22 protein-coding genes and 1 pseudogene are annotated in these 24,667 nt (G+C 59.7%); 17 read left to right on the forward strand and 6 right to left on the reverse strand.

Annotated elements, in window-relative coordinates; all coding sequences use genetic code 11:
- A pseudogene (locus GGD63_RS40485) lies at positions 1-99 on the forward strand (methylmalonate-semialdehyde dehydrogenase (CoA acylating)); the annotation flags it as partial.
- A gap of 636 nt (positions 100-735) precedes the next feature.
- Here the strand turns inward: GGD63_RS40485 and GGD63_RS39265 are convergent.
- Positions 736-1,533 (reverse strand): IclR family transcriptional regulator, encoded by a 798-nt coding sequence (locus GGD63_RS39265; protein WP_183250552.1) that lies wholly within the window; start codon positions 1,531-1,533, stop codon positions 736-738.
- 208 nt (positions 1,534-1,741) lie between these two features.
- Between GGD63_RS39265 and GGD63_RS39270 the strand changes: the two genes are divergently transcribed.
- From GGD63_RS39270 to istB, 11 genes are all read left to right on the forward strand, one after another.
- The gene (locus tag GGD63_RS39270; protein WP_183250553.1) at positions 1,742-2,902 is read left to right on the forward strand and encodes an aminotransferase class V-fold PLP-dependent enzyme; all 1,161 of its coding nucleotides are present in this window, start codon (positions 1,742-1,744) and stop codon (positions 2,900-2,902) included.
- A 52-nt stretch (positions 2,903-2,954) separates the two neighbouring features.
- Complete coding sequence (locus GGD63_RS39275) at positions 2,955-3,746, forward strand: amino acid ABC transporter permease (protein WP_183250554.1); 792 nt, start codon at positions 2,955-2,957, stop codon at positions 3,744-3,746.
- Positions 3,743-4,438: an amino acid ABC transporter permease gene (locus tag GGD63_RS39280; RefSeq protein ID WP_183250555.1), complete on the forward strand. Its 696-nt coding sequence runs from the start codon at positions 3,743-3,745 to the stop codon at positions 4,436-4,438. The genes GGD63_RS39275 and GGD63_RS39280 overlap by 4 nt, the downstream gene beginning before the upstream one ends.
- A 47-nt stretch (positions 4,439-4,485) precedes the next feature.
- A complete protein-coding gene (locus GGD63_RS39285) occupies positions 4,486-5,253 on the forward strand; it encodes an amino acid ABC transporter ATP-binding protein (protein WP_283812029.1) in 768 nt (255 codons plus the stop codon).
- 29 nt (positions 5,254-5,282) lie between these two features.
- A complete protein-coding gene (locus GGD63_RS39290; protein WP_183250556.1) occupies positions 5,283-6,176 on the forward strand; it encodes an amino acid ABC transporter substrate-binding protein in 894 nt (297 codons plus the stop codon).
- 118 nt (positions 6,177-6,294) lie between these two features.
- Positions 6,295-7,626, forward strand: a complete 1,332-nt coding sequence (locus tag GGD63_RS39295; protein ID WP_210316154.1) for an amidohydrolase family protein — start codon at positions 6,295-6,297, stop codon at positions 7,624-7,626.
- Positions 7,627-7,785: 159 nt separating this feature from the next.
- Positions 7,786-7,971: a hypothetical protein gene (locus GGD63_RS40490; RefSeq protein ID WP_246785831.1), complete on the forward strand. Its 186-nt coding sequence runs from the start codon at positions 7,786-7,788 to the stop codon at positions 7,969-7,971.
- Positions 7,972-8,130: 159 nt separating this feature from the next.
- Positions 8,131-9,317 (forward strand): IS3 family transposase gene (locus GGD63_RS39305; protein WP_183250558.1). Its coding sequence is split into 2 segments (ribosomal slippage): positions 8,131-8,383 and positions 8,383-9,317, totalling 1,188 coding nucleotides; the frame shifts between segments, so codons are not numbered across the junction.
- Between the two features lie 279 nt (positions 9,318-9,596).
- A complete protein-coding gene (locus GGD63_RS39310) occupies positions 9,597-10,025 on the forward strand; it encodes a hypothetical protein (RefSeq protein ID WP_183250559.1) in 429 nt (142 codons plus the stop codon).
- A gap of 409 nt (positions 10,026-10,434) precedes the next feature.
- Positions 10,435-11,949: an IS21 family transposase gene (istA, locus tag GGD63_RS39315; protein ID WP_183250560.1), complete on the forward strand. Its 1,515-nt coding sequence runs from the start codon at positions 10,435-10,437 to the stop codon at positions 11,947-11,949.
- Positions 11,950-11,963: 14 nt separating this feature from the next.
- Complete coding sequence (gene istB / locus GGD63_RS39320) at positions 11,964-12,767, forward strand: IS21-like element helper ATPase IstB (RefSeq protein ID WP_183250561.1); 804 nt, start codon at positions 11,964-11,966, stop codon at positions 12,765-12,767.
- 611 nt (positions 12,768-13,378) lie between these two features.
- On the opposite strand, the gene GGD63_RS39325 is transcribed toward istB, so the two are convergent.
- From GGD63_RS39325 to GGD63_RS39335, 3 genes are all read right to left on the reverse strand, one after another.
- Complete coding sequence (locus GGD63_RS39325; protein ID WP_183250562.1) at positions 13,379-14,572, reverse strand: IS91 family transposase; 1,194 nt, start codon at positions 14,570-14,572, stop codon at positions 13,379-13,381.
- A 9-nt stretch (positions 14,573-14,581) separates the two neighbouring features.
- Complete coding sequence (locus GGD63_RS39330; protein WP_162500198.1) at positions 14,582-15,442, reverse strand: site-specific integrase; 861 nt, start codon at positions 15,440-15,442, stop codon at positions 14,582-14,584.
- 65 nt (positions 15,443-15,507) lie between these two features.
- On the reverse strand, positions 15,508-16,068 hold the full coding sequence (locus GGD63_RS39335) for a hypothetical protein (protein WP_183250563.1): 561 nt from the start codon (positions 16,066-16,068) through the stop codon (positions 15,508-15,510).
- 301 nt (positions 16,069-16,369) lie between these two features.
- Here GGD63_RS39335 and GGD63_RS39340 point away from each other — a divergent pair, with 301 nt between their 5' ends.
- From GGD63_RS39340 to GGD63_RS39355, 4 genes are all read left to right on the forward strand, one after another.
- Positions 16,370-16,684 (forward strand): relaxase/mobilization nuclease domain-containing protein, encoded by a 315-nt coding sequence (locus GGD63_RS39340; protein WP_312013526.1) that lies wholly within the window; start codon positions 16,370-16,372, stop codon positions 16,682-16,684.
- Positions 16,685-16,689: 5 nt separating this feature from the next.
- Positions 16,690-17,001 carry a hypothetical protein gene (locus tag GGD63_RS39345; RefSeq protein WP_183250565.1) on the forward strand — a complete coding sequence of 104 codons (312 nt, stop codon included), beginning with the start codon at positions 16,690-16,692 and terminating at the stop codon, positions 16,999-17,001.
- Between the two features lie 208 nt (positions 17,002-17,209).
- Complete coding sequence (locus GGD63_RS39350) at positions 17,210-18,757, forward strand: Fic family protein (RefSeq protein ID WP_246785832.1); 1,548 nt, start codon at positions 17,210-17,212, stop codon at positions 18,755-18,757.
- Positions 18,750-18,959 carry a hypothetical protein gene (locus GGD63_RS39355; RefSeq protein WP_183250566.1) on the forward strand — a complete coding sequence of 70 codons (210 nt, stop codon included), beginning with the start codon at positions 18,750-18,752 and terminating at the stop codon, positions 18,957-18,959. Before GGD63_RS39350 ends, GGD63_RS39355 begins: the two co-directional genes overlap by 8 nt.
- Positions 18,960-20,060: 1,101 nt before the next feature.
- Here GGD63_RS39355 and GGD63_RS39360 read toward each other — a convergent pair.
- Together GGD63_RS39360 and GGD63_RS39365 are read right to left on the reverse strand one after the other, a co-directional pair.
- The gene (locus GGD63_RS39360) at positions 20,061-20,927 is read right to left on the reverse strand and encodes a hypothetical protein (protein ID WP_183250567.1); all 867 of its coding nucleotides are present in this window, start codon (positions 20,925-20,927) and stop codon (positions 20,061-20,063) included.
- Between the two features lie 261 nt (positions 20,928-21,188).
- Positions 21,189-21,428 carry a hypothetical protein gene (locus tag GGD63_RS39365; protein WP_183250568.1) on the reverse strand — a complete coding sequence of 80 codons (240 nt, stop codon included), beginning with the start codon at positions 21,426-21,428 and terminating at the stop codon, positions 21,189-21,191.
- 312 nt (positions 21,429-21,740) lie between these two features.
- On the opposite strand from GGD63_RS39365, the gene GGD63_RS39370 reads away from it, so the two are divergent.
- On the forward strand, positions 21,741-24,667 hold a 2,927-nt coding region (locus tag GGD63_RS39370), incomplete at its 3' end, for an amino acid adenylation domain-containing protein (RefSeq protein WP_183250569.1).

Raw genomic sequence — 24,667 nt, forward strand, 5'->3', positions numbered from 1 at the left:
GAAGGCGTTCGCTTCAATACGCGAATGAAGACGGTGACCAGCCGCTGGCCAACCGGAATACGAGCCGGTGCCGAATTCGTCATGCCGACGATGTCATGACGGCGTCTGGAAGCTGCATATGTCCCATTCTCCCAAACTGCGAGGGCCCTCGGCCCTCGTTCTTTTTCGGGCCATTTCAATGGCTGCAGTCTTAAAGAGTTGCAGGAAGGCGAAGCTGAAGTTTCGATAAGGGCGTAATACCCTATTGTACAAGATAGAGATTTGACGCGCCCGAACGTGGAGCTACGAACGTCAGCCTCGCAAGTCCCTGGCATTTCGATTCTCTTTCCGCTCCGGCTTCTGCACGAACTGGCTTGACGCGCGCCCTCGGAGAGCGCTCGTCGACCTAAGCCGCTAATCGCGGAACGGCCCGCTCGATCAATCGCAATAATCGGGTGTTGCGCCTCTCCCCGCAACCAACGAGCGCTGCGAAAGCAAGCTTCGGTGCTGGGACGCGGCAATCGCCCGGCGGCTCTCGCGAGCTGCTTGTGTCCGGCTGTTTTCTTGAGCAGGCTATTCCATTTGCATGCGCTGCTTCAGCGCCTCCTTCGCTTCAGACCTGAAGCAGCCGGCGACTTCACTCAGAATAGGGAAGGCGACTGGCGAAATCGACGAGATAGTCGTTCACATCGATGGTGATACGTTCTCAGCCGATCACGCTCTCTCTCCTGCCTAGAAGGCTGGCGCCGAGGATCATCAAGTATCCTCAAGTGTATCGTCTTCACTGTCCGTCTGAAGAATGGTTTGCGACAGGAGCGCGGCCGCTCTTTGAAGCGGCGGAATGAAGCGATCAAGCTCCGCAAAGCTGACTCGCGCCACAGGCACCGATACGCCAAGGCAGGCGATCAGCTCTCGGTCCGGGGAAACGATGGGAACAGCGCAGCCGACAACGCCTTTCACGTATTCCTCGTTTGTCTTGGCCCAACCGCGACGGCGGGTCTCCTCGAGAAGCTTCAAGAGGGTGTCGCAATCCACGATGGTGTTATCGGTGTACGATGTCAAAGCGAGCGAACGGCATAACTTCTCACGTGCTCTCCCGGGTAACCGGCTCATGTAGATTTTTCCAGTCGAGGTGCAGTGAAGTGGCGCGGCCTCGCCGGGATTGAATTGAAGCCCCTGTGGTTGGGACACGCGTACGCTATCGACGTAAGCGACGACGTTGTCGCGTACGACGCCGATCTCGCACTGTTCACCAATCTCGCCGGCAACCGCGCGGAGCACGGCATGTCGCCGCGCCGTGCGAAAAGCCGCGCCGATGACTTTGGCGGACAGCATGACCAGCTGATTGCCCACCACGTAGCGCTTCGATCCCAGAGCCTTCTGAAGGAGGCCGCGTTCTTCCAAATTTCCGACAAGCCGATGGGCTGTCGGAACGGGCAACGAAAGGGCGTTCGCGATCTCCGCGACCGAGACGGCCTTCGTCTGATTAGCGACGTAACCGACAATGGCGAATGCCCGGTCGAGCGGTCCAGCCGCTCTTTCTTGTTCTGTCATGCAACTCTCCCTTATAAGTCAAATTATCAATTTTCGGAATGAATACTACTGAAATCTGGAAAATAAGCTTGGACGTCGTCGCCCTTTGCCCATATCGTTGGCGTTGTCGTCTCGTGATTAGAGTTCGTGCAGCGCACCGTGTGTTGGGCCTGCGGCTGGGCCCCGAATTCGACCGGTGCGGGGTGAGGTGTCCAAAAAGGGGATGGGAATGTCTCGTCATTACGACGTAGAAACTGTGCGCAAGGAGTTCCCAGCAGCCGAAAGGGTGGTTTACCTCGACTCCGGCTTTCAGACCCCGCTGGCGCGTCCTGTAATGGCGGCGATCGAAGCCTTCCTTCGTGAAGGCTTGGAGACGGCCGGGCCGAAAAGCGTATGGCTCGATCGGGTTGAGCAAACGCGTGCCAAAGTCGCCCGTTTCCTTGGGGTGTCGGCCGACGAAATTGCCTTCACGAAGAACACATCGGAGAGCATGAACATCGCAGCGAATGCGTTGCCTCTGCGAGCTGGCGATAATGTCTTGATGATCCACGGAGATCATCCAAATAACGCCTATGCCTTCCTCAATTTGAAAAAGAAGGGCGTCCAGATCGACTTCCTTCCGATGACGGATGTCGTAAACGCGGACACGTTCCTTCCCCACATCGACGAGAAGACTCGCGCGATCTCGCTGTCGCACGTCACCTTCCACGCCGGACATCGCTTCGACATCGAGAGCATCGGAGCTCTTTGCGCGGATAAGAAGCTGTATTTCGTCGTCGACGTCATGCAGGCGATCGGGGTCGTTCCGATCGACGCGAAAGCCATTCAGGCAAGCTTCGTTGGCTCCGGTAGTCACAAAGGGCTGCTCGTCCCTCAAGGTCTCGGATTGCTCTATTGGGATAGGGCGCTGGAGGAGCTGGAGCCTGCCTATCTTGCCGCCGCCAGTCTGGCGGAGAGCCCTCACGACTTCATCGCTCGCCCCGATCGCTTGGCGCCGTCTCCCACCGCGCGACGTTTCGAACTAGGAAACTTCAACCTTCCTGCAATTCACGCGCTCGGAGCCTCGCTCGACATGATCGAGCAAGTCGGCGTGAACAACATTCAGAACCATTGCTTCGATCTGGGCGATCATCTCATCGCCCAACTCGACGAACTCGACCTCAGTCTCGTTGGTCCACGTCAGCGGCAGCATCGCTCGCCTCACATCTACGTCGTTGGACTGCCCGCAACAGAATGGCTCAGCTACTTCGAAGAGAATGGCGTGCGTGTTTCTCCCGAACGCGACGGCATTCGCGTGTCGTTCGGCATGTTCAACACGGTCGACGATGTAGATCGTCTGGTGCATCTCATCCGTGGACGCCAGTCAAAAAAGTCATTCAGGGCCGCTTAGGGTTTGGCATGGGAGCGGTTTGAGAAAAACACCCGCAATCGTGAGGCTCGCGATGTTCGGAGTTCTTCTTGAAAATACGATGGATGGCCAGCGGTACATCGACTGGCTTCTTTCGGGCCTCGGTTGGACGTTGGCGCTTGCCTTCTTCGGTTGGTGGATAGCATTCGCGGTCGGAATCGTCGTCGGCATAGGTCGAACCGTGCGGAACCCCTTCTTCGGGGCATTAGCTCGGTTCTACGTGGAGATCTTCCGGAACATCCCCGTTCTCGTGCAGATGTTTCTCTGGTACTTCGTCCTGCCCGAGCTTCTTCCGAGCGCGATGGGCGACTGGATCAAGCAAATTCCTCCGCCCTGGGGATCTTTCTTTCCAGCCTTGTGGTGTCTGAGCCTGTACACCGCGGCTCGCATCGCAGAACAGGTTCGCGCAGGTATCGAAGCCTTGCCCAAGGGACAAGCCGAAGCGGCTGCCGCACTTGGCCTGAGCGGATATCTGACCTATCGCCATATCATCCTGCCGCAGGCTCTGCGCCTGATCGTGCCAAGCCTGACAAGCGAGGTGATGGGCATCTACAAGAACACGTCCGTTGCCCTGACCATCGGCTTGATGGAGCTGACCGCTCAGGCGCGCCAAATCAGCGACGCTACGTTCCAAACCTTCACTGCATTCGGTGCCGCCACACTCATCTATCTTGCTTTGGCTCTGATCGCCTACCAGACGATGATGCTCATCGACAGGGCGGTGCGCATTCCCTGTACCGCACCGGGCAAGGAAGCCGTCAGGTCAGATTTTGACGCTGTGGAGCTGGAAAGCTCCCTGCCTGGCAGTATGGAGGTCGTGAAATGAACAGCCTCGATCTCTCGATTATCGCGCAGGCATGGCCCTATCTATGGTCAGGATTGCTGTTCTCGCTCTCATTGACGGCAGCCGCCTTCCTGGTTGGGATGTTTCTTGGAACGCTCCTCGCCCTCGTGCAGCACTTTGAGCTCCGCATTCTGAGTCCGCTGGTCCGTAGCTACGTCGCACTGATGCGATCGATTCCGCTCATTCTCGTCCTGTTTTGGTTCTTCTTCTTGGTGCCCGTCGTTCTGGGGCGCCTGTCAGGCAATGGTCGTCCGATTCCAGTCGGCGCCACCTATACGGCGTTCATTACGTTCGGCTTGTTCGAGGCCGCTTACTATTCGGAAATCATTCGCGTCGGGTTGCGCGCAGTGAACAAGGGACAATTCGAGGCCTGCCAGGCGCTCGCCCTGTCTACATTCGATACATATCGCCACATCGTCCTGCCGCAGGTGTTTCGGATCGCCAGCCCCATCATACTGAGCCAGACCATCATTCTGTTTCAGGATACGTCCCTCGTTTACGTCCTGTCGCTCACCGATCTGCTTGGTGCGGCCTCGAAGCTCGCACAGCTCAATGGTCGCCTCGTCGAGATGTACCTCGCAGTGGCCGTTGTTTATCTCATCATAAGCTCCGCTGCGTCCCAATTCGTCGCCTCACTCCGCAAGAAGTACGCGATCGCGGGCGCCCACCGATAGTCAATCGATGGCCCGTCCTTCTTAGGGGCTACAACCTGGAGACCAGTATGCAGCAAGAGCGCGCAGTTAGCCCAGCCGACCGGTTTCCGATGGTTGTCGTCGAGCGTCTCGTCAAACGGTTCGGCAGCTTCAATGCCCTGAGCGACATCAATCTCAACGTCGCAAAAGGAGAAAAGATCGTGCTCTGCGGGCCATCGGGTTCGGGGAAGTCGACCCTGATCCGTTGCATCAATCATATCGAAAAGCACGATTCCGGCCGCATAGTCGTCGACGGGATCGAGCTGACAGATCGGATTGGCGATATCAACAGCGTCCGCTGCGAAGTGGGCATGGTTTTTCAGAGCTTCAACCTGTTTCCGCATCTCTCGGTAGTCGAAAATTGCATGTTGGCCCCGATGAAAGTCAGGGGTCTTGCTCAGCCTGAAGCACGTGATCGGGCGATGGTGTTGCTGAGGAAAGTTCGCATCCAGGATCAGGCCAAGAAGTATCCCGCCCAATTGTCGGGCGGCCAGCAGCAGCGTGTCGCGATAGCTCGCGCCCTGTGCATGCAGCCAAAGATCATGCTGTTTGACGAGCCGACCTCCGCCCTCGACCCGGAAATGGTCAAGGAGGTGCTCGACACCATGGTTGAGCTCGCGCAGGACGGAATGACGATGGTCTGCGTCACGCACGAAATGGGTTTTGCGCGCGAAGTCGCGGACCGCGTGGTCTTCATGGATCGCGGCTCAATCGTGGAAGAGGGCGATCCCAGCACCTTCTTCCGCGCACCGAACACGGAACGTGCGAAAGCCTTCCTCAACCAGATCATTCACTAGGTGCGTCTCACCCGAAAAGAGAACTCTCAATGTCCAAATTCTTTGCAATGCTTTCCGCGACTGCGATCACCATGCTTTCGGTCCCCACAGCCCATGCCGGTCCAACGCTCGACAACATCAAATCGAAGAAGACAATCACCATTGGCTATCGCGAAGCCTCGATACCCTTTTCATATCTGGGCGGTGACCAGCAGCCTGTTGGTTTTTCCCTGGACCTGTGCGCGCACGTCGTCGATCGGCTGAAAGCCGATCTCGGCACTCCAGACCTTCAGACAAGGCTCACACCGGTCAATTCGTCCAATCGTATCCCGCTGATCCAGAACGGTACGATCGATATCGAGTGCGGCGGCACTGCCAGCAGCAAGCAGCGTCTGGAACAGGTCTCCTTCAGCGTTTCAACCTTCGCCAGCCAAACGGCTTGGCTCACAAAGGTATCGAGCGGGCTCAAGGCGCCGAGGGACTTGAAGGGAAAGACTATCGTTGTCACACAGGGTTCTGACGCGCTCGGCATCGCCAAAGGCATTTCGCAGGATGAGGTCCTCAACCTTACCATCGCGCAAGCCAAAGACCATGCTGAATCCCTCCTACTGCTGACCACCGGGCGTGCAGCGGCGTGGGTGGAAGCGGACATTCTCTTGGCCGGTATGAAGGCGGATTATTCGAACCCCGCTGACCTCACCTTCCTGAAAGCCAACTACGGCACGATCTATTATTATGGTCTGATGTTCTCGAAGGATGATCTCGACTTCAAAAAAATGGTCGACGATGTTCTCTCTAAGCTTATGGCTTCCGGCGAGTTCACGAAGATCTATGACAAATGGTTCATGGCTGCGATCCCGCCAAAGAACATCAACCTCAACTTTCCAATGACCGAGGCTCTTAAGGAGCGCGTTGCCCATCCTAGTGATGTCGTCAACAATTGAACTTGCCAGGCAGCGGTCTTGACGGTGCCGCCAGCAGGCCAGACGTACAGCATGGTCCAACGCCAGCGGCGATCGCGAATGCAGACCCAAGCGACCGCTACCTAAAATGGAGCCCAAAATGAGTAGAGTTGCGATTGGCTGGGAGGCAATGACGGACTCCGATCGACAAATCGCACAATGGGTCGAGGAAACGCCGTTTGTGGACACCCACGAACATCTGATTGAGGAAAGTCAGCGCCTTGCCGGAGTGATCCATCCACGAACATTGCCGTGCAACGACTGGGCGTATTTATTCAGGTCCTATGCGGCCGAGGATCTGGTGGTTGCCGGCCTCCCGGCGGCCGACTTGCGCAGGTTTCTCGGGCCGGATCTTGCGAGCCAGGAAAAGTATCGGCTGATCGCTCCCTATTGGGAGCGCATCCGCCACACCGGCTATGCTCAGGCCCTGCGCCATACGTTTCGCGGCGTTTACGGTGAAGACGATTTGACGGCCGAGAGCCTGCCCCGCATCGCCGAGAAGTACCGTGAAACCGTTCAGCCCGGCTTTTATGCCCGCATTCTTGGCCTCGCGAACATCGAGGGCTGCCATGTCAATTCGCTACAGCGCATCTTCATGGAGACCGAACAGCCGGGGCTGCTCGATCACGATATAAGCATCCTTCAACTGTGCCGTTGCAGTGCTGCCGACTTTGCGTGGGTGGAGGCTGAGACAGGCAGGCGCCCCGCGACGCTCGATGAGTGGCTCGACGTCATCGACTTCTATTTCGCAACATATGGCGCCAAAGCCGTGGCCGTAAAATCGCAAATTGCCTATTCGCGCGCTCTCAATTTCGAGCCGGTCACCAAGGCGCATGCGTCAAGGCTATTTCCCCACCACGCCGACAGGGTCGGTGCATTACATGCCCTCGGCCCTGAGGACCTCAAGGCGCTGCAAGATTATCTGTTCCGCTATTGCGTCGACAAAGCCGGCGAGTGCGGCCTGCCGGTCAAGCTGCACACCGGCGTTTTGGCCGGCTATGGCGTGATGCAACTCGCTCGCACCCACAGCAATGCCGCAGACGTCTGCCGTCTGTTGCAGGACTTTCCGGAAACCCGATTCGTCCTGATGCATATCGGCTATCCATACGAGCACGAGTTTATCGCGCTGGCCAAACATTACCCTAACGCCGCGATCGACATGTGCTGGGCATGGATCATCAATCCGGTGGCAGGCGTTCGCTTTCTGAAGGAGTTTCTGATGGCGGTCCCGTCCAACAAGATTTTCACCTTCGGTGGCGACTATGTCGCTGTCGAGCCAATTTATGGCCATGCGCTGGTGGCGCGCCGTGGAATCGCGCAGGCACTCTCGCAATTGGTTGCCGAAGGTTGGATTGCGCTTGAAGATACTCGCCGCCTGATAGACCGGATCATGCGAGGGAACGCTCAACAGTTCTTTCGGAAAGGGCATTAAGAGATGTGTCTCGACATGCCTGGGTGTCGAAGGGCACTACCGCGAGGTGTCCAAATTGACGCGGGCTCAGGTCTGAGCCTTGCCGAACTCGGACAGTGCTATGGCGCGGGGAGAACCACCAGCGGCTTCGCCGGTACGCCGGGTACAGTGGTCGATCGCATGCAGGAATGGTTCGAGGCGCGCGCCTGCGACAGCTTCATGTTGCAGGTGCCATATCTTCCGGGCGGTCTGGACGAGCCGGTCCACGGCCTCGTGCCGGAGCTGCAACATCGCGGTCTGTTCCGCACCGAGTACGACGGCACGCCCCTGCGCGATACGCTTGGCTTGCCCCGGTCAGCGGGCTGAGGTCGCGCCTGCCCACGCGCGCTCAGCTCTTCAGCTTCAGCCATCGTGATCGTGCTATGAATGTCCATTTGCGGCCTGAAAATACCGGCGAGAGACTGACCTGCCACTGCGTATTTCCTCCAGAAGGAGTTAGAGTCCGGCCCGAAGAAGGACGGACAGATGAAGCGAGCAAGGTTCACGGAAGAGCAGATTATCGCGGTATTGAAGGAGCATGAGGCTGGGGCGAAGACAGCCGACCTGGCTCGCAAGCACGGTGTTTCCGAGGCGACGATCTACAATTGGAAGGCCAAATTCGGCGGCATGGACGTTTCCGAAGCGAAGCGGCTGAGGGCCTTGGAAGAGGAGAACGGGAAGCTGAAGAAGCTTCTGGCCGAGCAGATGCTCGATGCGGCCGCACTTCGCGAGCTCCTTTCAAAAAAATGGTAGGGCCCGCCGCCAAGCGCGCTGCGATCGCGCATCTGCAGGCCGTCATGAGCCTGTCGGAACGGCGGGCCTGCTCGATTATGGGGGCGGATCGGAAGATGATCCGCTATCGCTCCAGCCGCCCGCCGGACGCAGTTCTGCGTGGCCGATTGCGCGATCTCGCCAACGAGCGGCGGCGTTTCGGCTATCGCCGGTTGTTCGTCTTGCTGCGGCGGGAGGGCGAGCCATCGGGGATCAACCGGATCTATCGGCTTTACCGCGAGGAAGGGCTCACCGTCCGCAAACGGCGGGCTCGCCGCAAGGCCGTGGGGACCCGTGCCCCGATCCTGGTCGAGGCGAGGCCGAACGCGCGCTGGTCGCTGGACTTCGTCCACGACCAGTTCGCCAATGGCCGACGCTTCCGCATCCTCAACATCGTCGACGACGTCACCAAGGAATGCCTGGGCGCCATTCCGGAGACGTCGATCTCGGGGCGGCGCGTGGCCCGCGAACTGACGGCAATCGTCCAGCGACGCGGCAAGCCAGGAATGATCGTGTCCGACCATGGCACCGAATTCACCTGCAACGCCATGCTCGCTTGGTGCAAGGACGCAGGCATCGATTGGCACTTCATTGCGCCGGGAAAGCCGATGCAGAACGGCTTCGTCGAGAGTTTCAATGGCCGGATGCGCGATGAGCTACTCAACGAGACCCTGTTCTTCGATCTCGATGACGCCCGCGCCAAGATCGCCAACTGGGTCGCCGACTACAATCTCCAGCGTCCCCACTCGTCGCTGAAATACCTGACCCCCGCGGCCTACGCCGCCCACCTCACCGCAACGGACGATCGGCTGCGCAACCCCGACCAGCTCCGCCGATCGTCCGTTGCTCCATCCGCGCCACTTGGCGTACAAAACCTCAAGACTCTAACTGCCGCTGGATGAAAATGCAGTGGCAGGTCACGACCAATAAGCCATTGATAACGCTTAGTTCTCAATAGGGGGCCCTGTCAGGGTCCACTCATGCAGCAAGCTTAGGAATCTCTTGTTCGATCAATCGCAATAGTCGGGTGTTGCGCCTCCCCGCAACCAAATCTACCAAGAAAAACAAAGCATTGGCCAAAAACCAACCCTTCTTTTTTGTCAGAAGCCGGCTAACACATCGCTAGCACACAGTTCGACCAGTTCCCTCCGTCCTGCTATAATGAGCTTCAGGAGGCGAAAGTGGCGAGCCACGAGCTATTGGGAGGACTGATTCAGGTTTATCGGCGCGGAGACGGCCGATACTGGCAGTGCTCGGCCTCGATCGATGGCAAGCAATATCGCAAGAGCACAGGTGCAGGATCTGGAGCCCGCCAAGCCGAAGACTGGTATTTTGGATTGCGCGGCAAGGCCCGCGCCGGACTCCTCAAAACGGAAAAGACCTTCGACCAGGTCGCCGATCAGTTCGAGAAAGAATACGAGATCATCACCGAAGGACAGCGCAGCGCGCGCTGGACCCGCGGGCACAAAGATCGCCTGCGCCTTCATCTGCGTCCGTTCTTAAGCTCGGCATTTCGGAAATTACCCCCGGCAGGTTCAAGAGTATCGCGTCCATCGCGCCTCGCAGCTTACGAGGCACGGCAAGCCTCCGACCCGCAGCACACTGCATGACGAGATCGTGACGCTGCGCGTCGCGCTCAAGACATTCGTTCGGCACAATTGGCTCGCTTTCCTGCCCGACCTGTCTCCGCCCTATAAAACGCAGGCAAGATCGTCCATCGTCCGTGCTTCAGCCCCGACGAATACAAGCAGCTATATACCGCGACGCGCGAGTACGCGAAGACCGCCCGTCCAAAGGATGCGCGTACCGAGCGATCGCGACCGGGCGTTCCGATTGATCACGACCGGCTGTACCGATTGATTGCGACCAGGCGTTCCGATTGATCGCGACCACCCATTCGGGGCGATCGCGACCAGCCTGTGGACGGGTGTGACGGGCGCCGTTGGGTGATCTGCGAATCGGCATGGCTTCGCTCCTTTCCACGAGGAGCGGGGGCAGATGCCAGGACCGAGATTACCCATGCGCAAAATCCGCGACGTGCTGCGACTGTCCGCCGCCGGCATGTCCAAACGCAAGATCGCTGCCAGCCTAGGGGTGAGTGCGACGGCCGCTGGGGAGTGCATCCGGCGGGCACGGCGCGCCGGCCTCAGCTGGCCGGTACCGGAAGGCCTGACGGACGAGGCGCTGGAGGCCCGGCTCTACCGACCTCCAACGGTCGGGGCAAAGAATCGTCGACCGCAGCCAGACTGGGCGGCGGTCCACCGCGAGCTTCGCCGGCCAGGGGTGACGCTGCAGCTACTGTGGGAGGAGCATCGCGCGGCCTATCCGGACGGTTACGGGTACAGCCGCTACTGTGAGCTCTATGGCGCCTGGGCGGCGCGGCTGTCGCCGACTATGCGACAGAGCCACGTCGCTGGCGAGCGCATGTTCGTTGACTACGCCGGTACGACGCTTGAGGTGATGGATGGTTCGACCGGCGAGGTGCTGATAGCCCAGCTGTTCGTCGCCTCGCTCGGCGCGACAAGCTACACATATGCGGAGGCTACCTGGACGCAGGGCCTGTCCGACTGGATCGGCTCGCACACGCGCGCCTTTGCGTTCATCGGTGGGGTTACCGCAGTGGTGGTGAGCGACAATCTGCGCTCGGGCGTCACCAAGGCTTGCTTCTATGAGCCGGCGATCAATCGCACCTATGCCGAGATGGCGGCTCACTACAACACCGCCATTGTCCCGGCGCGGCCGTATCGGGCCCGCGACAAAGCTAAGGTAGAAGTTGCGGTCCAAATCGCGACTCGATTCATCGTCGCGAAGCTGCGCAACCGGCAGTTCTTCTCACTCTCCGCATTGAACGTGGCCATCGCCGAGCTTGTCGCGCAGCTCAATAACCGCGTGTCGCGCCATCTCGGCGCGAGCCGCCGCGCGTTGTTCGACGAGATCGAGCGCGCGGCACTCAAGCCACTGCCAGCCGAGCCTTACGTCTTTGCCGAATGGAAGGAATGCAGGGTCGGGCTCGACTACCACGTCGAGATCGAGAAGCACTACTACTCGGTGCCGCACCAATTGCTGCGCGAGAAGGTTTGGGCGCGCATCACGGCGCGCACGATCGAAGTCTTCCACTGCGGCAAACGCGTTGCCGCCCATGTGCGCTCTTCCTCCGACCGCAAGCATACGACGGTCCGCGAGCACATGCCGTCGAGCCACCGGCGCTATGCCGACTGGACGCCAGAGCGCCTCCGGCGGAGCGCCGCCGAGATCGGCCGCCGCACGTCGGCACTGATCGCGACTATCCTGCGGGAGCGCACGCATCCCGAGCAAGGCTTCCGCGCCTGTGTCGGCATCCTGCGGCTTGCCAAGACATATGGCCACGAGCGGCTCGAGGCTGCGTGCGGCCGCGCGCTCGAGATCGGCGCGCGCTCCTACAGTTCAGTCAACTCGATCCTCAAGAACAATCTCGATCGCCAGCAGCCCGCAACGCCCACGGACGGGCCAGCGATAGAGCACGACAACATCCGTGGCCCGACCTACTTCCATTGAGGAGATGACGACTGATGCTCTCACATCCCACTCTAGACCAGCTCAGAGCGCTCAAGCTCGACGGCATGGCGCAAGCCTTCACCGAGCTCGAGGTGCAAGAGGAGGCTCGCAATCTCGCGCACGCCAAATGGCTGGCTCTGCTGCTCGACCGCGAGGTCGCCTATCGCAGCACCCGTCGCTTCCAGGCCCGACTACGCGCCGCCCGGCTGCGGCACAGCCAAGCCGCGATCGAGGACGTCGACTACCGCACGCCGCGCCGGCTCGACAAGGCGCTGTTCCAGCAGTTGGCCACCTGCCGCTGGATAGCCGAGCACCGCGGCCTGCTGGTCACCGGCCCGTGCGGAATCGGCAAGTCGTGGTTATCCTGCGCGCTAGCGCAGAAGGCTTGCCGCGACGGCTATACGGTCCACTACGCGCGCGTGCCGCGCCTGTTCGCTGATCTCGATCTCGCTCACGGCGACGGCCGCTTCCCGCGACTGTTCCGGATGCTGGTCAAGGTCGATTTGCTTGTATTGGACGATTGGGGACCCGACCGCCTCTCAGCCAGCCAGCGGCGCGATCTCATGGAGATCGTCGAGGAACGTCATGGCCGCGGCTCCATCCTCATCACCAGCCAACTCCCTGTGGCAACTTGGCACGAGGTTATTGGCGAGCCCACTGTCGGCGACGCCGTGCTGGATCGTATTGTCCACAACGCTTATCGGATCGAGCTCGACGGCCCGTCTATGCGCAAGCTCAAAGCCGACGAGGAGCGGCTGGCGCCGGCCGAGGCCACACCGCCAGCCAACGGCAAGCCGCCCACGGGAGCAAAAAAATGAAGCACATCGCCAGCCCACCGGCCGCCCCCGTGGGTCGCCAGGGACCTCCCGCGCGCGCTGCTGCGTCAGCCGTAGGGGCACTCCGCAGCGCGCGCGGGTCCCTCCTGTCGACCCACGGGAACGGCCTCCGCCGCGCTTGACGTCGAGCCAAAACACTGAGATCAGAAAATGCACCTGACGGCACCATCACACTGGTCGCGATCGATCGGAATGGGTGGTCACAATCCGTCGTAGCGGGTGGTCGCGTCGTCGGAATACTGGAGGGTTCAAATAGGTCCCGCGTCGCAGATCTCGCCGCAAGTCCAGCGCGGGACCTATTTGAAGCTGGATTGAACGAAGCCGCGTCTTGTGAGCGCGGACCTATGGGGGCTCGATCTAGGCGCCGGTAGGCGCGATTGACCCGATGTCGGGCCCGCGAGCGAGTGTGGCCGCAGATTGTCGCTGATGTTGGCAGCAAAGGATGCCGCCGTCGATAGCGTCGAACGGCGCGTCAAGCCCAGGCGGCTGACTATCGCCCGTTCGCCGGGCGTTGTGAGCGTGCTTGATCGTTCCGACGGAGAACGTCGGCAGGGCAGCGTGTGCAGTGGGAGCGAACAAATCGAGGTCGTCGGTCATGATGTGTCGCAGCGAGGTGCTGCGCGTCGCTGCGCTGGCGCACGCGGCACAGGCCCAATCTCGACCATGCGGCCTCCGCAGATGGGGCATAAGTCGAGGCGGTGACCAAGGAGGATGGCGCAGCGCTCACGATAGTTGACAGCTTCGGCAGGCGGAGGTGGCTGCGGCGCCTCAAGCGCCGCTCGGATGCGCGCGAGTTTGGCGGCGCGGCAGGCGTTCGCCAGGAAACCAAAATGACGGATGCGGCGAAACCCCTTCGGCAATATGTGGAGCAGAAAGCGACGAAGGAACTCCTCAGTGTCGAGCGTCATCACTTTGGATTTGTTGCCAGCGCGATAATCCTTCCACCGGAAGCGGACGTGGCCCTCGTCACAGGTAAGGAGCCGGCCGTTGGCGATCGCAACGCGATGGGTGTAGCGCCCGAGATAGGCCAGAACCTGTTCTGGTCCGCCGAAGGGACGCTTGGCGTAGACGACCCACTCGACCTTGCGGAGGGCGTTTAGATGGCGGGCGAATGCCGCTGGCTCGACGAGGTGCGCGAGATGGCCGAAGAACTGGAGCTTGGTGCCATTGAACGCCGCCTGCAGGCGCTCCAGGAACAGCCGACGATACAATCGTGACAGGACGCGAACGGGAAGGAAGAAGCCGGGGCGACAATGAACCCAGCTTCCATCAGGGGCGATCCCCCCGCCTGGCACGAGGCAATGGGCATGCGGATGATGCGTTAGGGTCTGGCCCCAGGTATGGAGAATGGCGATCATCCCGGTCTCGGCACCGAGATGCTTCGGGTCGGCGCTGATGAGACGGATCGTCTCGGCTGCTGCCTTGAGCAGGATGTCGTAGACCACCGTCTTGTTCTGCAGCGCGATGGCGGCCACCGGCGCCGGCACGGTGAAGACGACATGGAAATAGGGGACCGGCAGCAGGTCGGCCTGGCGCTCGGCGAGCCATTGGGCGCGCGCGAGCGCTTGGCACTTTGGACAGTGCCGATCGCGACAGCTGTTATAGGCGACGCGGACCAGGCCGCAGTCGTCGCACCGCTCGACGTGGCCGCCGAGCGTCGCTGTGCGACACGCCTCGATGGCCGCCATCACACGGCGCTGATCGGAGGACAGCCGAGGACCCTGCGCGGCACGGAACGCGCCGCCGTGGCGGCGGAGGATGTCCGCCACCTCGAGCACGGGGCGCATATGCGCAGCTCAGTTGGGTGGGATCACCCTAACGGAGAGTCCATCGAATGGGCTGGTCGTGCGGGCGAGCAGATTGGTCGCAACCTGAGCGTAGCGCGCGGTCGATCCCAGGTCGGCATGTCCGAGCAGAACTTGAATGATGCGAATGTCGATCCCGCTTTCCAGGAGATGGGTCGCAAACGAGTGCCGGAGCGTATGGACAGTAATCGGCTTGGCAAGCCGAGCGCGGCGGCGGGCGGCGCGGCAGGCCGCCTGGACGCAGCGGACGCTGACATGTTCACTTGGGTCTTGGCCTGGAAATAGCCACAGTCCCGGTCGGGCTCGCATCCAGTACGTACGTAGAATCTCCAGCAGTCGCGGAGAAAGCATCGCGTAACGATCCCTGCCGCCCTTGCCGTTCTCGATGTGGATCAACATTCGCTTGCTGTCGATCGAGCTCACCTTCAGGCGGACGACTTCACTAACCCGTAAGCCAGCCGCATAAGCCGTCGCCAGCACGACGCGATTGCGCACCCCTGTAACCGCGTCCAGGAAGCGCTCGATCTCTTCGGCACTAAGCACGAGCGGGAGCTTGTCGGGCTTCTGGCCACCGATGATCCGCTCGAATGCCTCCGTCTGCCCGAGTGTGACGCCGTAGAAGAACCGCAGCGCGCAGGCCACCTGATTGATGTGGGACCACGAACGCTTTTGACCGATGAGATGCAGTTGGTAGGCGCGGACCTGCTCGAAACTCAACCGGTCCGGGGCGTAGCCGAAATGGCGGCTAAACTTTGCGATCGCATAGATATAGGATTGTTGAGTCGACGGCGACAGATTGCGGACCGTCATGTCCTCGATCATGCGCTGCCGAAGAGGGCTCATCGTAGCCATCTGGGTCTCCTGTCTTGAGAGGGGTGGTGCGAAGACCAACATCCTCTCAGACAGGACACCTCAGTTCAGCAGGCTTGCCCCCACTCCCGCGTAGCGGGTTCGTTCAATACGCACCAAAGGACAAATGGAGCGCCGAACAGGTGCACGACTTCGTGCTGTTCATGGCGAATATCGGGCTTCGTCCGGACGAAGTCCGAAATCTTCAGCACCGCGACGTGACCATCGTTGAGGACCGGGACACCGACGAGCGCATCCTTGAAATTCTTGTCAGCGTTCCGCCGCTGAACCACGGAATGTCCGTCACGGCGTGGTGACGGCTCGTCATTGCCAGCCCCAAGCGCCCGATGAAGAGGCGCCCGCGAGGGAGCGAAATCATGGCCCGGCCGCGCAAAGGCCGCGACGACCAGCTCAGCGAGATGCTGCGCGGCCGCCTCCGCCCTGCCGAGTACCTTCACATCCGGCAGGTCGCACAGCAGGCGAATATGTGCGTTTAGGACTATACCCGCCGCATGCTGCTCAAAGGGACCGTCGTCGTGAAGAAGACGCGGACCCTCGATCCCGCCGTCTACGACCAGCTCCGCCGCATCGGCATCAACCTCAACCAGGCCGTCCATAAGCTCACGCAACAGGCCTGATTCCCCCGGAGCTGACAAGGGCGGCGGCCCTCGTCGAAGCCATCGTGCTGGGATCGCAGATGGTGCCTAAGGTCGCCGGCAAGGGCCGCAGTTTCATGGGCGCAGGGATGTATTACCTGCACGACAAAAAGGCGGAAACCAGCGAGCGCGTCGCCTTCACCTACACCGTCAATCTCCCGACGCGCGACCCGGAAGGCGATACGCCTCATGGCCTACACCGCTATGCACCAGTCCGAAATCAAGGCGCGGGTCGGCGGCAGCACAAGGGGCAGGAAGCTCGCGGACCCTGTCTATTGCTACAGCCTGTCCTGGGCCCCCCGGCGAAGATCCTTCCCAGGAGGATATGATCGAAGCTGCGCGAGAGACGCTGAAGGCGCTCGGGCTTGAGGGGCATGAAGCGCTCCTTGTCGGGCATAACGACGAGCCGCACCCGCACATCCATGTCATCGTCAACCGCGTCAATCCGGAGACCGGCATTGCCGCGCCTCTCAAGATGGATCACCTGAACTCTCCGCGTGGGCGGAAGCGTTCGAGCGCAGGCAGGGGCAGATCAGGTGCGAGCAGCGCGTGGAGAACAATGAGCGCCGCCGCAACGGCGAATTCGTGAAGGACATGAGCAGCGAGAAGGCGGCTGAATTCCAGCGCTGGCGGATGGAGCGCGCGCGCCGCCGCAGCGACGGACGCGTCCGGGAAAGCGAGCGGCTCAGCGCAAAGCACAAGGGCGAGCGGGACGGGCTCCGCACCGACCGCGACCGGCTCGTGACAGAACAGCGCAAGCGCTTTCGCGATGCGACCCGCGCCGACTGGCGCGACCTGTTCGCGATCCAGCGGCAGGAGCGCCGCAGGTTCATGGACGCGCAGCGCAATGCCTGGAGCCGGGTGCGGTTCCACTTCACTATTGAGGAAGCGCATGACGGGGCGTGAGCTGGGGCATGACGACGGCGCTCGCATGACTAACGCTCTGCTAGACCATGGTAAAATGGTAGTTATTCGTCACCTTTGACCCGGTGAATTGTTTTCACAAAAGTTAGATTGAGAGATCGTTTTTCATGAGTTACAATCAAAACTCGGTTCTCGAGCCCTCTTGTGAACGAAATTCAGGAGTCGGAGAGCTTTTTTCAGAGGATGTCGCTTGGGCGCACAATTTTCAGGACCGGTGAGCATTTTTCACGACCGGCGGCTGCCAGAAGCGGCCGGCCCCGCCGGGTATGCGGCGCTTATCGACGCTTATAGACTGCCCGTTCCGGTCCCCCGGATTCTGTGCGCCATCGGTTCCAAGCACCGCGTTATCGAGCAGGATGGCTGGCGCATCTACACGCCTCGTCATGCGCCCGAGGCTTCTCTTGAGGGACACCTGACCTTCGCCCTCAAGTACGAGGGGCTGGACCTTGCCGTCCTGAAGCGGCTTTTCCTCGCCGTGACGGAAGATGACATCGCCGAACTCGTGCGCCAGAAGCCGACCGGCCTCTACTCGCGCCGCATCTGGTTTTTATACGAGTGGCTGCTTGGCCGCGAGTTGCAGCTGCCCTCCGCGGATAAGGTCTCCTATGTGGACGCTGTCGATACCGACCTTCAGTTTGCAGGGACAGGTCAGAACTCCGCCCGGCACCGCGTCCGCAACAATCTTCCCGGCACGCCGGAATTCTGTCCCCTCGTATTCAAGACGCCCGCGCTGAATGAGTTCATTGCGCAGGATTGGAATGCGCGCGCGCGCGCTGTCATCAGCGAAGTGCCCAAGGACTTGCTCGCACGCACGGCGGCGTTCCTTCTGCTGAAGGATTCAAAGTCCAGTTACGTGATTGAGGGAGAGCGGCCACCGCAGGACCGCATTCAGCGCTGGGGCCGCGCCACCGGCGAAGCGGGCCGGGCGCCGCTCGACGAGCAGGAATTCCTGCGCTTGCAGGGCATCGTCATCGGTGACGAACGTTTCGTGAAGATGGGCTTTCGCAAGGAGGGCGGTTTCGTTGGGGAGCATGACCGCGACACTCAGCGGCCCATTCCCGATCACATCAGCGCGCGGCACGAGGATATTCCCTCGCTTATGGCGGGCCTGATCGCGTTCGACCACAGCGCGGAGAACGATCTCGATCCTGTTGTCGCCGCAGCAGTGCTGGCGTTCGGGTTTGTCTATATCCATCCGTTTGAGGACGGTAACGGGCGAATTCATCGTTACCTGATGCACCATGTGCTTGCCCGGCGTGGCTTCAATCCGCCGGGGCTGCATTTCCCGGTGTCGTCAGCCATCCTGGACAGGATCACCGAATATAAGGGCGTGCTGGAGAGCTATTCCGGCAGGCTGCTTCCTTGCGTCCAATGGGAGGCTACGCAGAAGGGCAATGTGAAGGTCTTGAACGACACGGGCGATTTCTATCGGTTCTTCGACGCAACCCCGCATGCGGAGTTCTTATACGAGTGCGTCCGTCAGACGATCGAGCAGGATCTTCCCAATGAGACCAACTTCCTCCGAAGTTTCGACGGCTTCCGGGCCGGCATCGAGAACATGATCGATATGCCCGAGCGCACGCTCAATAATCTCTTTGGCTTCCTTCGGCAGAATGATGGCAAGCTGTCGAAGCGGGCGAGAGACAATGAGTTCGCTGAACTCACTCCGGAAGAAGTTTCAAGGATAGAGCAGTTATATGCAGACTCCTTCGTTCAAAGCGGAGCCGGAAGTGACTGACGGCGCATCTGGCTCGGACTCGGGAAAGCCTGCCTTTTCCAGCGGCGGCACCTCTCTCGATGGTTACTTCGATCAGCTGGATGTTTCGATCCTGACCGCGCTGGATCTGGTTCTGGCCAAGAAGGTCGCGCGCAACGTTGTTCTTGAACCGGCAAGCGAGGAGGATCTGGAAGCCGAATTGAAAATGCTCCGGGGGCAATGACCGAAGAAGTCGCACTGGATGCGTATCGGCTGGTCATCCAATGTAAATTACGAAATACAGGCCCATGGAAACATGAAGAGCTCTCGCGACTTCTCGCTCACGGGACCGAACGGAAGCCCGCCAAGGAACGTCTCTTAGATCCGAATGTTCGCTATCTACTTGTCACCAGCGCAGACCTTGATGGGGTCGCGAGGAACTTGCGTGTCGAAGTCGCAGGCGATTGGCCGCTCGCCAAAGATCTCCCTAAGGAAATGGGAGCTAAACTCCCCGCGGACGCGGGCGGGCGTTTGGCGGTACTGGCTTCTATGGATCAGGAGAAAGTCAATGCCCGTATAGACCGGCTTCTCTCAGAACGTTTCCGAGTCCCTCACCCGAATCTTGCGACGTGCCGTAAGGTTTTGCGGGATGATGCACTGTTACGGATGCGCGGCGCAGCTCATGGGATTGGGCCGCTATAATCTGGGGACTGTTCAAGGCGCGTTCGCGCCTTAGCTTCACCGTATTGCCATCGATACAGGCGCTACTGACCAAACACCAGGCCGATCTGGAAGACGGACTTGAGCCGCATATCAACTTTCTGATCGCTGGACGCAACATTCGCCAGTCTGAAGCCATCCTAACTTATCAGCATCCCAGGGTAGAACTGGGCCTAGAACAGGCCATGAAGGAAAGCCGGGTCAATCTTCGCGACTGCTTGGCTATTTGGTGGATGTACTGATCGAGCTGGATTCAAAAAGTGGTGGCGACTGGGTGTAGAAGGCGCCGCTCATCTTATCGCTGCGGCGAAAGCACACGAGACTATGTCGATAGCGGTAGCAGCCGATGCGCAGATGCGCCTAGAACGGCCCCACGGCGCGATCGGCAATCGACCGCCGATTTTGCTGCACAACCACGTCGGCGCAACCAGCCCGCCAACGTGACAGAGGCGCAAAACTCTAGTTCTGGGTGGTCCAAAGTTCGGTCTCGCTACAAAACCCCCGAGACTCTAACTGCCGCTGGATGAGCAGGTCACTCCTTCGTCAGGCTAATCGCTGTCGCTCAGGGATGCTGCTTATGCACCCTTGAAGCAAGACTCAACTTTCAGGAAAAGTGGGGACTACGCTAGGCCAATGCCACGGCTATCCTTCGAGTGCCCGGTGCCGATGTCCAATTGTTCACCGCATGCGCCCAAGTTAGGTTGTTCAGAATGACAAGGTCCCCTGGTTTTAGCTTGAGAATAATCTCGTCACAAAAAAGTTTCTCGTAATCGGCGCCTGAACACCAGCTCCGTCCTGCATTAACGGGGTCCAGTTGGTGGAACTCAAAACCGTCCGGCGGGAACTTGAGAAGTTCGCGCTCCTGCAACATCCGAACGAAAAAGTGAAGACAGCTTTGGTCAACACTACCAATGTTATCCCAAAGGACATTCACATCGCGCCCTAGGAGAAGGGAAAAGCTTCTTTTCGGCCTTGCCATAACAATCGCCAGCAAAAGGCCCGGGATCTCGGATTTCACCTCGGCTACTATTTGGTCATCTGGTACCAAATAGTCATCCGGCGAGCTCAGACGATAAAGTGCTTTTGCACGAGTGATCATGCCCCGAGACAATGGTTTTGATCCAGGTAATATTTTTGTCGTTTTTTCTCGTAAAAGTCCCCATGCCTCACTTGTGTCGTCGATGTTCAATAGGATTGTTTCTCCTCCGTCTTTACTATTCTCGAAACAATAAAAGCACGACAACTGCATATTAGATATTCTATCTCCTTCGGAATGCGGGGTGACAAACTGATAATCATCTCGGGAATTAACGCTCATGAAGTATTTGGTGATCCGCCGTCGGTGACCAAGAAAATCGGAAAAGCCGGCCTCCAGCTCTAGCTTTTTTTGCAATCCCAGTTCACCGGCAATTTGATGTGCGAGGCCGTCCGCCTCGCTCGGTGAGACATTACGAATCAAAATGACACAGTCGCGACTGAGTGCCTCGATCACGCAAGTTACATCCAAGCCGCTGCACCCAAGGGTCAACAGCATGCGCCGATGTGAGAGATCAGGAGTCAGTTGTGGTTGCGACATTCGCCGTGGACCCGTTCTTCGTCGCTTTCGTCGCCTCACGAGCAAGGGCCGTGCCACAGACGTCAGCGGGCATTAAGCGAAAACGCTACTTCGTGCCGACCCCCGGCCAATCTGCGAAAACGCGATGCGTGGCGAACTTTGCAACATCGAGCGGAATCCCTGCCGCAGGACCCTCTCTCACTCGACGAGCAGACCACCTGGAGAAAGCAGCGGCGAGCATTTGGCTCGCAAAGGCAATTCGGGCAAGGCACGGGCGCCCGATCTTGAGTGGTCGTCGCTGTTGACGGCGCGTGCTGTTGTGTTGAGCTCTGTTCGGTTCAAGGCGTTAATTCCCAAGCCCGACGGCGTGACGGCAAAATTCTGGCAGCCCGGCGAGAAGCGAATTGTTTTCTTCAGAATGAGCTCGCGGAAGGTCATTGGCGCGTCCGTTACTTAACGTGAGCGCCAAGGAAATTCTGCTGTACGCGCGGTGATGACGGCGGCTGTTGCAGAACTTCCGACGACTTTGCGGACGCCCATGCGGTGATCGTCGTCCAATGACGTTCGTATTGTTGTGCTGAGCTGTGTCTGGTTCAGGACGTCGATGTCCCAAGTCCGACGGCGGCATTCCGAGCGAGGCGCGCGTTATTTCTTCAGGAAACGCTCGCAGTACGTCGTTGGTATGTCGATTGCTTGAAATGCGGGGTGATCCGTTACGGCCTTCATCGTAACCCCTGTCTAAGAGTTCAGATGAAACTTGCTACACCGGTTGGCTCTTGCATCTTTGTTGGTGGTGGTACGCTAGCTATTAGATGTGCTCAGCTAGTGATGGAGATGGGCCGCGGCATCCGGGCGGCGCTGTGTGCCGACGCCATATTCCGCGATTGGGCCGCTCTCGCCGATATCTTGTGTGTGACGAGCATTGAAGAGCTATCTGCGCTGCTCAACGCCGAGCCAGTCGAGTGGATATTTTCCGTTGCCAATCCGTTCATATTGCCAGCAGATGTGTTTGGGAAAGCGCGTAGAGGCGCTTTCAATTACCACGACGGTCCGTTGCCGCGATATGCCGGAACTCATGCGACGTCTTGGGCGCTTCTTGCCCGAGAGACCGAACATGGCATCACATGGCATCGTATCGATCACGGTGTTGATACTGGTGAGCTGGTCGTCCAACGCCAAGTGTTGATTGCGACGAGCGATACTGCGCTGACGCTGAATCTCAAATGTTATGAGGCTGCTATCGATGGCTTCCGCGAGCTTCTAACTGGCTTAACAAATGGAGAGCTTAGTGCTCGTCCGCAAGCGCTGGCGGACCGAAGCTTTTTCCCGAAAGGTCGACGCCCAGATGCTGCGGGCTGTCTGCGTTGGGATCGATCCGCACGAGATCTGGAAGCGATGACGCGCGCCTTAGACTTTGGCCCGTATCATACCAATCCATTGGGGTTGTCCAAGGCTCTCGTAGGTGATGACGTTGTCGTCGTCAGGCGCTTGGAGGTGACGGCTCGGCGCTCGGGCTTTGCTGCGGGGTCTTTAGTTGAGATCCACCCCAGCCACTGGCGTGTGGCGACAGGGACAGAGGATGTTGATGTTTGGCTTAGCAGCTTGGATGGTAAGGCTCTGGATGCGCGGGCACTCGCGAGGCGTTCTGATTCCCATGTAGGCGACCGCCTCCCGGTTCTGAGCGATGACGAGGCGCGGAGCATAACGGTTGCGCATGAAATGTTGGCGCCTCGTGAGAGTTTTTGGCGACGGCGGCTTGAACAGTTCAAAACACCCAAGCTTTCCTTTTTGTCGTCTTCAGTAGCTTTGGCTGCACCTCAATGGCAGTTGAGTTCATGGCGAATTCCAGGTGCTTTGGCTGAGCTGTCTCCCAGTAATCGCACGGAATTCTTGCTAACGGCTTGGCTGATCTACCTAGCCCGCATCACGGGAGAATTAGAGCTTCAATTGGGATGGACTCCCGCGCCGCGTGGATCGCGAGCGGGCTTGAAAGCGCTCGAGGTGCTTGTCGCTTCTGTTGTGCCGATGGCAATTACCATCGATCTCGACAATGATTTTGCAGAGGCGCGCACGGTGGTGGCGGCCGAATTCGCTCAGCTGAAGGAGCAGGATAGCTTCGCGCGAGATCTTATCGCGCGCTGCCCAACGTTGCTCGGTATGGAGGCGTTACGATTGCGCCGGCCCTGGCCCGTTGGCGTTATGCTTACTGTAAGTGGCGAGTCTGCCACTGGTGACCTAGCTTCGAGCCCGACTTCTGAGGCAGCCCTGCCCGGTGAGGCGTTAACATTTGAGGTTTGCGCTCTAGATGGGAGCTTTCGATGGCACTTTGATGCAAGTCGCTTGGAGCCCAAGCATATCGACCGTATGACCCAGCATTTGCAAAATTTGCTATGTGCTGTGAAGGCAGATCCGCGGCAGCCGGTGGGGCAGATTGAACTCTTGTCATCCGCTGAGCGGGCGTATCTGCTGGAGGAGCTGAACCGGACGGCATCGGCCTATCCGTCGGACGTGTGCATCCACGAGCTGTTCGAGGCACAGGTTCGCCGTGCGCCGGACGCGGTGGCGGTGGTCCATGAGGAGGAGCGGCTAAGCTATGGCGAGCTGAATGCGCGGGCCAACCGCCTGGCGCATCATCTGATCGGGCTCGGGGTCAGGCCGGACCAGCCGGTGGCGATCTGCGTTGCGCGCAACGTGGCGATGGTGGTCGGGCTTTTAGCGATCCTCAAGGCGGGCGCGGCGTACCTGCCGCTGGACCCGGCCTATCCACCGGCGCGGCTGCGGCAGGTTCTCGACGATGCGGCGCCGCGGCTCCTGCTGGCCGATGCGGCCGGCCGATCCGCGCTGGGCGCCGACGCGCTGGCCGATGTGAGCGTGGTGGATCTGGAGACGGCCATGCCGGCGTGGGCAAACCTGCCGGCGTCGGATCCGGACCCGCGCGCGCTTGGCCTCACCTCACGCCATCTCGCCTATGTGATCTACACCTCCGGATCAACAGGCACCCCCAAGGGGGTCATGGTCGAGCATCGCGGAGTGGTGCGTCTGGTGGCGGAGAACGATTTCGTCGAGATCTCGCCGCAGGACGTTTTTCTCAACGCTTCCTCGCCGACATTCGATGCGACCACGTTCGAAGTCTGGGGAGCCTTGGCGAACGGCGCCAGTGTTGTGCTCTATCCTGAACGCTATCTCTCGACGGCAACGCTGGCCCGGATCATCCAAGACCAAGGCATCACTATCGCTTGGATGACTGCGCGGTTGTTCGACGTCTATGTCGGGGAGGGGCGGAGCACCAGTGGGCTGCAGCAACTGCTGGTCGGGGGCGAAGAGGTCTCAGCCAGTTCCATCAGAGCATGTCAGAAGCGACATCCGACGCTGCGAATCTCAAATGGCTACGGCCCGACCGAGAACACCACCTTCAGTCTCTGCTACCCGGTGCCTGCTGGCTTCGATGGCCAGCAACGGGTGCCACTGGGACGACCAATCCGGAATTCGGTGGTCTATCTGCTGGACGGTCATGGTGCGCCGGTTTCGTTTGGCGCGGTCGGGGAGCTCTACGTCGGCGGGGCGGGGGTGGCGCGCGGTTATCTGAACCGGCCCGAGCTGACCGCGGAGCGGTTCATCGCCAGTCCCTTTGTGGACGGCGACCGGCTGTACCGCACCGGCGATCTGGCGCGCTATCT

The organism is Bradyrhizobium sp. cir1 (genome assembly GCF_014198245.1).
Classification (GTDB): domain Bacteria; phylum Pseudomonadota; class Alphaproteobacteria; order Rhizobiales; family Xanthobacteraceae; genus Bradyrhizobium.

Excerpts from the sequence above, each read along its gene's own strand:
- GGD63_RS39270 (WP_183250553.1), top strand. The coding sequence starts at position 1,742 with ATGTCTCGTCATTACGACGTAGAAACTGTGCGCAAGGAGTTCCCAGCA.
- GGD63_RS39365 (WP_183250568.1), bottom strand. The coding sequence starts at position 21,428 with ATGACCTTCCGCGAGCTCATTCTGAAGAAAACAATTCGCTTCTCGCCG.
- GGD63_RS39275 (WP_183250554.1), top strand. The coding sequence starts at position 2,955 with ATGTTCGGAGTTCTTCTTGAAAATACGATGGATGGCCAGCGGTACATC.
- GGD63_RS39280 (WP_183250555.1), top strand. The coding sequence starts at position 3,743 with ATGAACAGCCTCGATCTCTCGATTATCGCGCAGGCATGGCCCTATCTA.
- GGD63_RS40490 (WP_246785831.1), top strand. The coding sequence starts at position 7,786 with ATGCAGGAATGGTTCGAGGCGCGCGCCTGCGACAGCTTCATGTTGCAG.
- GGD63_RS39295 (WP_210316154.1), top strand. The coding sequence starts at position 6,295 with ATGAGTAGAGTTGCGATTGGCTGGGAGGCAATGACGGACTCCGATCGA.
- istB (WP_183250561.1), top strand. The coding sequence starts at position 11,964 with ATGCTCTCACATCCCACTCTAGACCAGCTCAGAGCGCTCAAGCTCGAC.
- GGD63_RS39345 (WP_183250565.1), top strand. The coding sequence starts at position 16,690 with ATGAGCAGCGAGAAGGCGGCTGAATTCCAGCGCTGGCGGATGGAGCGC.
- istA (WP_183250560.1), top strand. The coding sequence starts at position 10,435 with ATGCGCAAAATCCGCGACGTGCTGCGACTGTCCGCCGCCGGCATGTCC.
- GGD63_RS39265 (WP_183250552.1), bottom strand. The coding sequence starts at position 1,533 with ATGACAGAACAAGAAAGAGCGGCTGGACCGCTCGACCGGGCATTCGCC.
- GGD63_RS39290 (WP_183250556.1), top strand. The coding sequence starts at position 5,283 with ATGTCCAAATTCTTTGCAATGCTTTCCGCGACTGCGATCACCATGCTT.
- GGD63_RS39285 (WP_283812029.1), top strand. The coding sequence starts at position 4,486 with ATGCAGCAAGAGCGCGCAGTTAGCCCAGCCGACCGGTTTCCGATGGTT.
- GGD63_RS39330 (WP_162500198.1), bottom strand. The coding sequence starts at position 15,442 with ATGGCTACGATGAGCCCTCTTCGGCAGCGCATGATCGAGGACATGACG.
- GGD63_RS39325 (WP_183250562.1), bottom strand. The coding sequence starts at position 14,572 with ATGCGCCCCGTGCTCGAGGTGGCGGACATCCTCCGCCGCCACGGCGGC.